Here is a 12,770-nt window from a genome sequence, read left to right on the forward strand (position 1 = left end):
CTATCCGACAACAACAAGAGGTTATAAAACCCGTGGCTAGAACCATTGCTATTGCGAATCAAAAAGGCGGAGTAGGAAAAACAACCACAGCAGTTAACTTAGCTGCGTCCATGGCTGCTACCCGTCGCAAAGTGTTGTTGATTGACCTGGACCCTCAGGGTAACGCGACTATGGGCAGTGGCGTTGATAAGTACGATGTTGAAAATACCATTTACGAATTGCTGATTGAAGAAAAGCCAGTCGGCGACGTTGCCGTAAAAGACACCAACGGTAAATACCATTTAATTGCGGCTAATGCTGATGCTACGGCTGCAGAAATTAAGTTAATGGAAGTTTTTGCGCGGGAACTGCGTTTACGTAATGCGCTTAAAGCCGTTCAGGACAGCTACGACTATATCTTTATCGACTGTCCGCCATCGCTGAATATGCTGACCGTTAACGGCATGGCAGCAGCAGATTCTATTCTGGTGCCCATGCAGTGCGAGTATTATGCGCTGGAAGGTCTTACCGCGTTGATGGAAACCATTCGTCAGCTGGCCGACGTGGTTAATCCGGGGCTGGAAATTGAAGGTATTTTGCGGACTATGTACGATCCGCGTAACCGTTTAGCTAACGATGTTTCAGAACAGCTTAAAAACCACTTTGGTGAAAAAGTTTACCGGACCGTTATTCCACGCAACGTCCGTTTAGCTGAAGCGCCTTCATTTGGTGCGCCGGCTATGTACTACGACAAGTCATCCACCGGGTCAAAGGCCTATTTAGCCTTAGCGGGTGAACTTATCCGACGTTCTGAAAATCGTAAAGAAGTAGCAAAAGAATCATAACAAGGGAATAAAGCGAATCATGTCGGCAAAAAAACGAGGTTTAGGTCGCGGTCTGGATGCCTTACTGACCAGTAATCAGCAAAACTCTGACCGTCAATCAGAGCAAGTGACGGAAGAAGTTAAAGGTGAATTACAGAAGCTGCCGGTTGAGTTTTTAAAGCCTGGTCGCTATCAACCTCGTAAAGACATGTCACCCGAAGCTTTGGAAGATTTAGCCGCTTCGGTAAAAGCTCAGGGGATAATCCAGCCCATTGTTGTACGCCCTGTTGGCAAAGACGAATATGAGATTATTGCGGGTGAGCGTCGTTGGCGTGCGGCGCAACTGGCAAAGCTTGAACTGGTTCCTTGCCTGATTAAAGACGTACCTGATGAAGCCGCAGTAGCTATCGCGTTAATTGAAAACATTCAGCGTGAAGATTTAAACGCAATGGAAGAAGCCACTGCGTTACAACGTTTGTTGGTCGAGTTTCAGATGACTCACCAGGACGTTGCTCAGGCAGTGGGTAAATCACGGACTACGGTGACCAATTTGCTGCGCCTTAATAACTTGCAGGACGGCGTTAAAGTGTTACTTGAGCGTGGTGATATTGAACTTGGCCATGCCAAGTTGTTACTTGCGCTGGAAGGCGAACAACAAGCCGACGTAGCACAACAGATTGTCGCAAAAGATATGACCGTACGTGACGCAGAAAAACTCGTCAGACGTACAATAGACCCTCCCAAAGAAACCGAAAAACCAGAGCCAGACGCTAATATTGAGCATTTAGAAACCAAGTTGTCTGAAACCCTGGGAGCCAAAGTTTCCATTAACCATGGTCGTAAAGGAAAGGGTAAACTGGTTATCAGTTACACCAACCTGGACGAACTGGATGGAATTCTGACTCACATCAAATAATAATTTCCAATGCATTGATTGTTGTAGAACTTTTGTTAAATGGCATAGAAACCGTCGCCTACAGGCAAATTTGTTTGCAATTACATGGCAGATCTTTATACTAGCGCGAGTTTCGTTGTGGCTGCTTGAAAGCCTCAAAAAAATAGCCGCCAGTTAAAAGGTTTTAGTCGTGACACAGGCACTTAATGCGGTAGGTAAAAAGCTGGCAGGAAAAGTTGTAGGTACACAATTTATAGCGGTTTTGATAGCCGCACTTGTCACGATAGCAGTTTCAAATACACAGTCGGCTTTGGGTATTCTGTGTGGCGGATTAACCGTCGTAATACCAAGCGCTCTATTTGCACTTATCGCTTTTAGACACGCAGGCGCACGCGCTAATCAGAAAGTTGTACAAAGTTTCTTTTTAGGCGAAGGCGTTAAGCTACTGCTTACAGCAGTGTTGTTAACAATCGCATTGCTGGTAACAAATTTATATCCTGTGTGGTTATTGGTCGGTTTTGTCATCGCCGTCACCATGCAGTGGATAGCACCGGTTTTATTTTTAAAATCAACCTAACTGGGAAACAACATGATAAGTGGAGAACAAACTCCGACTCAGTATATCCAGCATCACCTCCAAAATTGGACGGTTGGTGAAGGGTTCTGGGCGGTGAACGTCGATACTATCTTCTGGTCCGTGTTACTGGGTGTGCTGTTTCTGTGGAGTTTCCGCAGAGTAGCGAAAAAATCCTCTGCTGGGGTACCTGGTAAATGGCAATGCTTTGTCGAAATGATTGTCGAGTTTGTTGACAACAGCGTCAAAGAATCCTTTCACGGTAAAGATAAACTGATAGCACCTCTGGCATTAACCATCTTCGTCTGGATATTCCTGATGAACCTGATGGACTTAATTCCGGTTGACTGGCTACCAACAGCTGCTATGTATGGCGGTTATTGGTTAGGCTTTGTTGAAGACCCGCATGATGTGTACATGAAAGTAGTACCAACAACTGACCTGAATACAACTTTTGCATTGAGTTTAAGCGTATTTGCGCTAATTATTATCTACTCAATCAAATATAAAGGTGTGAAAGGCTTCGCTAAAGAAATGACTTTCACTCCGTTTAATCACTGGGCATTAATACCAGTGAACTTTGTACTGGAAAGTATCACGTTATTAGCAAAACCAGCGTCACTGGCACTGCGTTTGTTCGGTAACATGTATGCAGGTGAATTGATATTTATTCTAATTGCAATGATTGGATTCTGGCAGCTACCGGCGCACTTTGCGTGGGCAGTGTTCCATATTCTGGTTATTACATTGCAAGCGTTTATTTTCATGATGCTGACCATTGTTTACTTAAGCATGGCGTCATCTGAACACTAGTGTTCGAAACAAAAGTTTTTAGCTTTACTTTTAACTTTAATCTACTGAAAAACTGGAGAAATCAATGGAAACTGTAGTTGCTTTTACTGCTATCGCTGTATCAATCATGATCGGTCTGGCTGCACTGGGTACTGCCCTGGGCTTTGGTATTCTGGGTGGTAAATTCCTGGAAGCTGCTGCTCGTCAACCAGAACTGGCACCACAGCTGCAAGTTAAAATGTTCATCGTTGCAGGTCTTATCGATGCTATCGCGATGATCGGTGTTGCTGTTGCATTGCTGTTCACGTTTGCGAACCCATTCTTAACCCAGGTAGCAGGCTAATCGTTATTCGACGGTCACCAACTGAAGGAGGTCCGTTGTGAATATCAACGCTACTCTAATTGGACAAACGATCGCGTTTATCGTGTTCGTGTGGTTCTGCATGAAATTTGTATGGCCACCGATCATCAAAGCTATCGAGGAACGTCAGAAGAAAATTGCTGACGGCCTTAATGCCGGTGAACGTGCTCAAAAAGATTTAGAGAAAGCCCAGCAAGAAATTGCCGAGCAGCTCAAAGAAGCGAAACAGCAAGCCGCTGAAATCATTGAACAGTCGAAAAAACGTGGTGCTAAAATTGTTGAGGAAGAAACTCAACGTGGCCACGAAGAACGTGAAAAAATCGTTGCGGCCGGACATGAAGAAGTTGCTGCTGAACGCAATCGTGTTCGCGAAGAGCTGCGCAAGCAAGTTGCCGTATTAGCGGTGTCTGGGGCTCAGAAAATCATTGAGCGTGAAATTGATAAAGACGCTCATAGTGACATTGTTGAAAAACTGGTCGCTGAACTTTAATAAAGGGGTTTGAGCTTATGTCAGAACTGACTACGGTCGCTCGCCCTTACGCAAAAGCAGCTTTTGATTTTGCTTTAGAACAGGGAGCGCTCGATAAGTGGGCAGAAATGCTTAGCTTCGCTGCTGCGGTGGCGCAAGACGAGACTATTGCCTCATTTTTGAGTAGCTCCTCGACTGTTGGGAAAACAACAGAGGTTTTCTTGGGTGTTTGCGGCGACGAGCTCGACGACAACGCTAAGAACTTCGTTAAAGTACTGGCTGAAAATGAACGTCTGCCAGTGTTACCAGCAGTTAGTGAGCTCTATCAGACGCTTCGTGCTGAACATGACAAAGAAGTCACTGTAGATGTTAAATCGGCAGTTAAACTGCTGAAAGCACAACAAACGGCTTTGATTAAAGCACTTGAGAAGCGCCTGCAACGCAAAATTAAGCTGAACTGCAGTGTCGACAAGTCCATTATTGGCGGACTTGTTATAGAAGCTGGTGATACCGTTATTGACGGCACCTTGCGCGGCAAGCTCGACAGACTTGCTTACGCACTGCAATCCTAATTGGGGACTTGAGCATGCAATTGAATTCAAATGAAATCGCAGAACTGATCAAACAGCGAATTGAGAAGTTCGAAGTCACCAGCGAAGCTCGCAACGAAGGTACCATCATGTCTGTTCAAGACGGTATCATTCGCATCCACGGACTTGCAGACTGTCTGCAAGGTGAAATGGTTGAGCTACCTGGTAATCGTTACGCTATCGCACTAAACCTTGAACGTGATTCTGTAGGTGCGGTTGTTATGGGCCCTTATGCAGACTTGCAGGAAGGCACCAAAGTAAAATCAACCGGTCGTATCCTTGAAGTTCCGGTTGGCGAAAAACTGTTGGGTCGTGTGGTTAACACACTAGGCCAGCCTATCGACGGTAAAGGTCCTATCGAAGCTGACGGCTATGAGCCAGTCGAGAAAATCGCACCGGGCGTTATTGAACGTCAGTCAGTTGATCAGCCAGTACAAACGGGTTACAAGTCAATTGACTCGATGATTCCGGTTGGTCGTGGTCAGCGTGAGCTTATCATCGGTGACCGTCAGACAGGTAAAACGGCTTTAGCAGTAGACGCTATTATCAACCAGAAAGATTCTGGTATTAAGTGTGTTTACGTAGCTATTGGTCAGAAGAACTCGACCATTTCAGCGGTTGTACGTAAGTTAGAAGAGCACGGCGCAATGGAAAACACCATTGTAGTTGCAGCTTCTGCTTCTGAATCCGCAGCCCTGCAATATCTGGCAGCTTACTCTGGTTGTACCATGGGTGAATACTTCCGTGACCGCGGTGAAGACGCTCTGATTGTATACGATGACCTGTCTAAACAGGCTGTCGCTTATCGCCAAATTTCACTGTTGTTGCGTCGTCCTCCGGGTCGTGAAGCATTCCCTGGTGACGTTTTCTACCTTCACTCTCGTCTACTTGAGCGTGCTGCGCGTGTTAACGCTGACTACGTAGAAAAATTCACTGACGGTAAAGTGAAAGGCCAGACCGGCTCATTAACTGCCTTACCTATCATTGAAACTCAGGCAGGTGACGTATCGGCATTCGTACCGACTAACGTTATCTCTATCACCGATGGTCAGATCTTCCTTGAAACTGACTTATTTAACTCAGGTATTCGTCCTGCGGTTAACGCTGGTGTCTCGGTTTCACGTGTTGGTGGTTCAGCACAAACGAAAATCATCAAGAAACTGGGTGGCGGTATCCGTCTTGCCCTGGCTCAGTATCGTGAATTGGCGGCGTTCGCTCAGTTCGCATCTGACCTTGATGAATCGACTCGTTCACAGTTAGAGCACGGTCAGCGTGTTACTGAACTGATGAAACAGAAACAGTACAAGCCTATGAGCGTGGCTCAAATGGCTGTATCAATTTATGCCGTTGAAAAAGGCTTCTTGAAAGACGTAGAAATCGACAAAATCATGGATTTTGAAGAATCTCTGCAATCTTTCATGGCGAGCGAATACGCCGAGCTAATGGCTGAGATTGATAAAACTGGCAACTATAACGACGACATCGATGCGCAATTGAAAGCTGCGCTTGAGAAATTCAAGCAAACGCAATCATGGTAATCGCACCTGGCCGCAATAGCGGCCATTTGTCGTTGAGTTAACAGGAGAATCGTCATGGCCAGCGGTAAAGAGATAAAAACTCAGATCTCGAGTATCGGTAATACTCAGAAGATCACCAGTGCTATGGAAATGGTCGCTGCGTCGAAAATGAAAAAGGCGCAGGAACGTATGGAGGCAAGTCGCCCCTATGCGGACACCATTCGCAAGGTGATTGGTCATGTGGCGCGCGGTAACCTCGAGTATCGTCATCCATTTATGGAAGAACGTCAGGTTAAGCGTGTGGGTTACATCATTGTGTCTACCGATCGTGGTTTGTGTGGCGGCTTGAACGGTAATGAGTTCAAAAAAGTCGTTAAACACGCTAACGAATGGAAAGAGCAGGATGTTGAAGCGGATTTTGCCGCTATAGGCAGCAAAGGAACCAGTTTCTTCAAGCGTTTTGGTAAGTTGAAAGCGCAGGTTTCAGGTATGGGCGATAAGCCAGAACTGAAGGAAATTACCGGTTCTATCCAGGTTATGCTGGATGCTTTTGAAGAAGGCAAAATCGATCGCTTGTACGTTGTATTCAATAAGTTTGTGAATACGATGACCCAGGAGCCGACCATTCATCAATTGTTGCCATTGCCGCAAGCAGGATCGGAAGAAGATGTGCAGACAGGTAGCTGGGATTACCTGTATGAGCCGAATCCGGAAAGTATCCTGGATACGCTAATTCGTCGCTTCGTAGAAATGCAAGTGTACCAAGGCGTAGTGGATAATTTTGCTAGTGAGCAAGCCGCTCGGATGATTGCGATGAAAGCTGCAACAGACAATGCCGAAGATATTATTGACCAATTACAATTGCGATATAACAAGGCTCGTCAGGCAGCAATTACGCAAGAAATTTCGGAAATCGTGTCCGGCGCCGAAGCGGTATAATGCGGCAACGGTTAACAGAATTGAAGAGTTAGAGGAAACGTCATGAGTCAAGGTAAGGTCGTACAAATTATCGGCGCCGTTGTGGATTTAGAATTTCCACAAGACGCTGTACCAAAAGTATACGACGCACTGAAAGTGACCGAAGGTGGCTTAGAAGGTTTGGTTCTGGAAGTTCAGCAGCAGCTGGGCGGCGGAATCGTACGTGCCATCGCAATGGGTACAACTGACGGTCTGCGTCGTGGTATCACCGCTAAAAATACCGGTGAATCAATCATGGTTCCAGTGGGTAAGAAAACCCTGGGCCGTATTATGGATGTATTGGGTAACCCAATTGATGAAGCGGGCCCTATCGGTGAAGAAGAGAAAATGTCTATTCACCGTGCGGCACCAAGCTACGAAGAACAGTCAAACACTAACGAACTGTTAGAAACCGGTATCAAAGTCATCGACTTGATTTGCCCGTTTGCTAAAGGTGGTAAAGTGGGTCTGTTCGGTGGTGCTGGTGTTGGTAAAACCGTTAACATGATGGAGCTTATCCGTAACATCGCTATCGAGCACAGCGGCTACTCAGTATTCGCTGGTGTTGGTGAGCGTACTCGTGAAGGTAACGATTTCTATCACGAGATGAACGATTCAAACGTTCTGGATAAAGTATCACTAGTTTATGGTCAGATGAACGAGCCACCGGGTAACCGTTTACGTGTTGCACTAACTGGTTTGACTATCGCTGAGAAATTCCGTGACGAAGGTCGCGATGTACTTTTCTTCGTTGATAACATCTACCGTTACACTTTGGCCGGTACTGAAGTATCAGCACTGTTAGGCCGTATGCCTTCAGCGGTTGGTTATCAGCCTACCCTGGCCGAAGAAATGGGTGTTCTGCAGGAACGTATCACCTCTACTAAGACAGGTTCAATCACGTCTGTACAGGCCGTTTATGTACCAGCGGATGACTTGACTGACCCATCTCCTGCAACAACCTTCGCTCACTTGGATGCGACTGTTGTACTTAACCGTGACATCGCGTCACTGGGTATCTACCCTGCGGTTGACCCGTTGGACTCAACGTCACGTCAGTTGGACCCACAGGTTATCGGTGATGAGCACTACGACACAGCAATGGGTGTTCAGGAAGTACTGCAACGCTATAAAGAGCTGAAAGACATCATTGCGATTCTGGGTATGGACGAGCTGTCTGAAGAAGACAAACTGTCTGTATCTCGTGCTCGTAAAATTCAGCGCTTCTTGTCGCAGCCTTTCTTCGTAGCCGAAGTATTCACTGGTGCTCCAGGTAAATACGTGTCTTTGAAAGATACTATTGCCGGCTTTAAAGGCATTTTGGATGGTGATTACGACGATATGCCAGAGCAGGCCTTCTACATGGTTGGTACCATCGAAGAAGCGGTAGAAAAAGCCAAAAACCTGTAACCGACCGGGAGGTTTGAATGGCAACACAAACATTAAATCTGGACGTTGTTAGCGCTGAAGACAAATTGTTCTCAGGCGTTGTACAAACGGTTCAGGTCACTGGTAGCGAAGGTGAGCTGGGTATTTACCCAGGTCACGCGCCCCTGCTGACTAAAATCAAACCAGGTATGGTTCGTTATGTCAGCGAAGCGGGCGACGAAGAGCTTCTTTATGTTGCCGGTGGTGTGTTAGAAGTACAGCCTGGTCACGTTATTGTTCTTGCGGACGTTGCTGTTCGTGGTGACGAGCTTGACTTGCAGGAAGCCGAAGCAGCGAAGAAACGCGCTGAAGAAGCCATTGCCGATTCAGGTTCTGATGTGACCTATGCAGAAGCTATTGCTGAGCTATCGCGTGCGTTAGCTCAAATCGATATTATTCGTAAGCTTAAGCGCTAAAACTTCTGCGTTAAAATACGTAAAAGGCCTTGTTGTTAGTGCAACAGGGCCTTTTTTGTCGTTACAATAAGCTAATGTCATAAGGCTTACGCTAGCGATACTGAATTAAGGATCCATTAATATGAAGTTACGCGTTGTTATTCTGGCCGCAGGAAAAGGAACCCGCATGCGATCGGAGCTGCCTAAGGTGCTACATAAGGTGGCGAATAAACCTATGGTAGAGCATGTTATTGATACAGCCAGGTCGCTAAAGCCTGACGCCATTAATTTAATTTACGGCCATGGCGGCGATCAGCTTAAACAGGCGATAGCAGGTGATGACTTAACCTGGGTTGAACAACGCGAACAATTGGGTACAGGACATGCGGTTCAGCAGGTTATTCCGCACCTGAAAAGCAGTGAAAAAGTCATTATTTTGTATGGTGACGTGCCGCTGCTGACCGAATCCACCTTAATTAAATTGGTAACCGCCAGCGCAAACACTTCGCTTGGCCTGCTGACTATGACGCTTGCGGAGCCTACAGGTTATGGCCGTATTGTGCGTAATGAACGCCGCAGCGTTACCGGCATTGTTGAGCAAAAAGATGCCAACGCGCAGCAATTAGCGATTAATGAAGTGAACACCGGCATTATGATTGCCGACAGCGATAAATTAAAAAGCTGGCTTGAGCAACTGAGCAATGATAATGCGCAAAAAGAATATTACCTGACCGATATTGTAGCAATGGCCGCGCGGGAAGGCGTTAATATTGCCACTGCACAGCCTGACAATGCGCAGGAAGTGGAAGGTGCCAATAACCGCCAGCAATTAGCCTCTTTAGAGAGAGCACTGCAGCAGCGTCAGGCTGAAGAGCTCATGACCCAGGGCGCCACCTTAATTGACCCCGCCCGCTTCGATTGTCGCGGTAAACTGAGTGCCGGCAGCGATGTCACTATTGATATTAATGCGGTGTTTGAAGGCAATGTGGTTCTGGGTGACCGGGTTGTCATTGAACCAAACTGCGTCATAAGAAACTCCGTTATTGGTGATGACACCGTTATTCGCGCAAATTCCCATATTGAAGACGCAAAAGTGGCGAAAGGCTGTAAAGTCGGTCCTTTTGCGCGTTTGCGCCCTGGTGCGGAACTTGCGGATGAAGCGCAGGTCGGAAACTTTGTTGAGATGAAAAAAAGCCGTCTGGGTAAAGGTTCTAAAGCCAGCCATTTAACCTATCTTGGCGATACACAGGTGGGTGAATACGCAAACATTGGCGCAGGTACCATTACCTGCAACTATGATGGTGTAAATAAAGCACTCACCGAAATTGGTGATGGTGCTTTTATAGGTTCAAACAGCTCTTTAGTTGCGCCTGTCTCCATTGGTAAGAATGCAACTGTTGGCGCTGGCTCGGTTATTACCCGGGCGGTAGCGGACGAAGAACTGGCTGTTGCCCGCGGCAAGCAGCGTAATATCAGCGGATGGCAACGTCCACAGTCGAAAAAAGGAAGTTAATTTATGTGCGGTATTGTTGGTGCCACGTCGGAACGTCGGGTAACAGGTATTTTGCTGGAAGGTTTAAAACGACTCGAATACCGGGGTTATGACTCGGCGGGTGTGGCTGTTATCGACGCTGATAATCACCTTAAAAGCGTACGCCGTACCGGCAAGGTACAGGAATTAAAAGACGCCATAGACAAGAACCCCTTAGACGGCACTATTGGTATTGCGCATACCCGTTGGGCAACGCATGGTGGGGTTACTGAAGCTAACGCTCACCCTCACCGCTCTGAAGATGAAATTGCGGTAGTGCATAATGGCATTATCGAAAACCATGAACGCCTGCGCGAAGAGCTGCAAGCAGAAGGTTATGTCTTTAATTCGCAGACTGACACCGAAGTAATCGCTCACTTAATTCATCATGAGCGTAAAACGCATGGTGATTTACTGGCTGCGGTTAAATCAGCAGTAAGTCAGCTGGAAGGTGCTTACGGCACCGTGGTTATGGATACCAAGTACCCCGAGCGTTTAGTGGTTGCCCGTTCTGGCAGCCCTCTGGTTATTGGTGTGGGTATTGGCGAGAACTTTGTAGCTTCAGATCAGCTCGCATTATTGCCCGTGACCCGTCAGTTTATTTACCTGGAAGAAGGCGATGTGGCGGATATTAACCGCACTGAAATCGACATTTATGACTCTGAAGGCAACGCCGTAGAACGTGAGATTGTTGAATCTGACGTAAGCTACGACGCGGGTGGTAAAGGCCAGTATCGCCACTTTATGCTGAAAGAAATTTACGAGCAGCCTATTGCCGTGCGTAACACGCTGGAAGGTCGTTTGTCTGAAACTACCGTGTTGGATAACGCATTTGGTGAAGATGCAGCGAGTATCTTAAAAGACATTGAACACGTTCAAATAGTTGCCTGCGGTACCAGTTACCATGCGGGCATGGTGGCGCGCTACTGGCTGGAGTCCATGGCAAACGTGTCATGCAATATCGAAATTGCTTCGGAGTTTCGTTACCGCAAGTCCTATGTTCATCCTAACAGCCTGTTGGTGACCATCTCTCAAAGCGGTGAAACCGCCGATACCCTGGCGGCACTGCGCCTATCCAAAGAGCTTGGCTACAAAAGCAGCCTGACCATTTGTAACGTGGGCTCCTCGTCTATGGTGCGCGAATCTGATCTGGCGTTTTTAACCCGTGCCGGCGCAGAAATTGGTGTGGCGTCGACCAAAGCCTTTACCACCCAGTTAACCGGCCTGCTTATGCTGACCTTGGGTATTGGCAAATACAGAGGCATGCCAGAGCAGCAGCAAGAAGCTGTTGTTCATGCCCTACAAGCGTTGCCAACTAAGCTGGAAGAAGCGGTATCCTTAGCCGATGAAATTGAAGAGTTAGCACAAGACTTTGCGAACAAAGAGCACAGCCTGTTCCTGGGGCGTGGTAACCAATACCCCATTGCTATGGAAGGCGCATTAAAACTGAAAGAAATTTCATACATTCACGCCGAAGCCTATGCCGCTGGTGAGTTAAAACACGGCCCGTTAGCGCTTATTGATGAAGAAATGCCGGTTATTGTCGTGGCACCGAATAACGACTTACTGGAAAAACTGAAATCGAACGTTGAAGAAGTGCGTGCCCGCGGCGGTCTGATGTACGTTTTTGCCGACAAAAACGCCCGCTTCAAAGGCGATGAGTCGTTAACCGTACTTAACGTCAGCCATTGCGACGAAGTGATAGCCCCTATTGTCTATACCGTTCCGTTGCAGCTGTTGTCCTATTACGTAGCTTTGATAAAAGGTACCGATGTGGACCAGCCAAGGAACTTGGCCAAGTCAGTTACTGTGGAATAAGGAAGGGCCGAAAGGCCCTTTTTTTTGTCGGCGTACATTAAAGTTCTTAATAAACATTAAAGATCTTAAATGAGACATTAAAGTCATTAAATTTTAATGTTTCAAGGATTAGAACCTGTAATTTAGTCATTTTTAGATTTTTTCTGAAATGTCAGGGTCATTCTCGTTTTCTTTGTAGACTAAGTAAACTTCCCCTTCAATGGCTTTAAGCTGTGCCTCGTAAACAACATCTTCTATTAAGCGTACTCTTTCAGGCTTCGTTATAATTTCATTATTAGCTTTATGAACACTCAAAAAGCTTGTGAAATACGAGCGCTCTATCCAATAGATTTTGGAATCTGATTTTAAAGTGCTGACGACAGAAATATTTTGTCTAACAGGTAAAAACATAAGAGCCAGTATAGCTAACGACAGTAATGGGGTGACGGCTTCTTTTAAACTGAAAGCGAGTAACGTTATGACGATAAAATACAGTGATAAGATGCCTGTTACTATCAACCCTATTCCGTTATTTCCAGTAACTTCATTTATGAAACTGAACTGAAAAAAGTAAGAAAGTAAACTAATAATAAAAGGTACAGCGTACAAAAATAGAGTGCTTTTTTTACTTAACATGCAGCTATACCTTAATTGATTTAAG

At 46.3% G+C, this 12,770-nt stretch carries 14 protein-coding genes; 13 read left to right on the forward strand and 1 reads right to left on the reverse strand.

What is annotated here, in order from left to right:
* The first annotated feature begins 32 nt into the window (after positions 1-32).
* The 13 genes from ACP7H9_RS10730 to glmS all read left to right on the forward strand — a co-directional run bounded on the left by ACP7H9_RS10730 (position 33) and on the right by glmS (position 12,130).
* Complete coding sequence (locus tag ACP7H9_RS10730; RefSeq protein WP_011235851.1) at positions 33-824, forward strand: ParA family protein; 792 nt, start codon at positions 33-35, stop codon at positions 822-824.
* Between the two features lie 19 nt (positions 825-843).
* Entirely contained in the window at positions 844-1,719 is an 876-nt protein-coding gene (locus tag ACP7H9_RS10735) for a ParB/RepB/Spo0J family partition protein (protein WP_011235850.1), read from the forward strand.
* Positions 1,720-1,888: 169 nt separating this feature from the next.
* The gene (locus ACP7H9_RS10740) at positions 1,889-2,275 is read left to right on the forward strand and encodes an ATP synthase subunit I (RefSeq protein WP_011235849.1); all 387 of its coding nucleotides are present in this window, start codon (positions 1,889-1,891) and stop codon (positions 2,273-2,275) included.
* Between the two features lie 12 nt (positions 2,276-2,287).
* Positions 2,288-3,085, forward strand: coding sequence for a F0F1 ATP synthase subunit A (gene atpB, locus ACP7H9_RS10745; protein ID WP_011235848.1), 798 nt, complete (start codon positions 2,288-2,290; stop codon positions 3,083-3,085).
* A 64-nt stretch (positions 3,086-3,149) separates the two neighbouring features.
* Positions 3,150-3,407: a F0F1 ATP synthase subunit C gene (gene atpE / locus ACP7H9_RS10750; protein WP_011235847.1), complete on the forward strand. Its 258-nt coding sequence runs from the start codon at positions 3,150-3,152 to the stop codon at positions 3,405-3,407.
* Between the two features lie 37 nt (positions 3,408-3,444).
* Positions 3,445-3,915, forward strand: a complete 471-nt coding sequence (gene atpF / locus ACP7H9_RS10755) for a F0F1 ATP synthase subunit B (RefSeq protein ID WP_011235846.1) — start codon at positions 3,445-3,447, stop codon at positions 3,913-3,915.
* Positions 3,916-3,932: 17 nt separating this feature from the next.
* Positions 3,933-4,466 (forward strand): F0F1 ATP synthase subunit delta, encoded by a 534-nt coding sequence (atpH, locus tag ACP7H9_RS10760; RefSeq protein ID WP_011235845.1) that lies wholly within the window; start codon positions 3,933-3,935, stop codon positions 4,464-4,466.
* A gap of 14 nt (positions 4,467-4,480) precedes the next feature.
* Complete coding sequence (gene atpA / locus ACP7H9_RS10765) at positions 4,481-6,022, forward strand: F0F1 ATP synthase subunit alpha (RefSeq protein ID WP_011235844.1); 1,542 nt, start codon at positions 4,481-4,483, stop codon at positions 6,020-6,022.
* A 54-nt stretch (positions 6,023-6,076) separates the two neighbouring features.
* On the forward strand, positions 6,077-6,940 hold the full coding sequence (atpG, locus tag ACP7H9_RS10770; protein WP_011235843.1) for a F0F1 ATP synthase subunit gamma: 864 nt from the start codon (positions 6,077-6,079) through the stop codon (positions 6,938-6,940).
* Positions 6,941-6,982: 42 nt separating this feature from the next.
* Positions 6,983-8,368 carry a F0F1 ATP synthase subunit beta gene (gene atpD / locus ACP7H9_RS10775; protein ID WP_011235842.1) on the forward strand — a complete coding sequence of 462 codons (1,386 nt, stop codon included), beginning with the start codon at positions 6,983-6,985 and terminating at the stop codon, positions 8,366-8,368.
* Positions 8,369-8,385: 17 nt separating this feature from the next.
* Positions 8,386-8,802, forward strand: a complete 417-nt coding sequence (locus ACP7H9_RS10780) for a F0F1 ATP synthase subunit epsilon (RefSeq protein ID WP_011235841.1) — start codon at positions 8,386-8,388, stop codon at positions 8,800-8,802.
* Between the two features lie 121 nt (positions 8,803-8,923).
* Positions 8,924-10,294 (forward strand): bifunctional UDP-N-acetylglucosamine diphosphorylase/glucosamine-1-phosphate N-acetyltransferase GlmU, encoded by a 1,371-nt coding sequence (gene glmU / locus ACP7H9_RS10785; RefSeq protein ID WP_286830339.1) that lies wholly within the window; start codon positions 8,924-8,926, stop codon positions 10,292-10,294.
* 3 nt (positions 10,295-10,297) lie between these two features.
* The gene (glmS, locus tag ACP7H9_RS10790; protein WP_034819476.1) at positions 10,298-12,130 is read left to right on the forward strand and encodes a glutamine--fructose-6-phosphate transaminase (isomerizing); all 1,833 of its coding nucleotides are present in this window, start codon (positions 10,298-10,300) and stop codon (positions 12,128-12,130) included.
* 132 nt (positions 12,131-12,262) lie between these two features.
* Here glmS and ACP7H9_RS10795 read toward each other — a convergent pair whose 3' ends face one another.
* A complete protein-coding gene (locus ACP7H9_RS10795; protein ID WP_034819479.1) occupies positions 12,263-12,745 on the reverse strand; it encodes a hypothetical protein in 483 nt (160 codons plus the stop codon).
* Positions 12,746-12,770 lie beyond the last annotated feature (25 nt).

Origin of the sequence: Idiomarina sp. ST20R2A10 (assembly GCF_051842345.1) — a bacterium.
Lineage (GTDB): Bacteria > Pseudomonadota > Gammaproteobacteria > Enterobacterales > Alteromonadaceae > Idiomarina > Idiomarina loihiensis.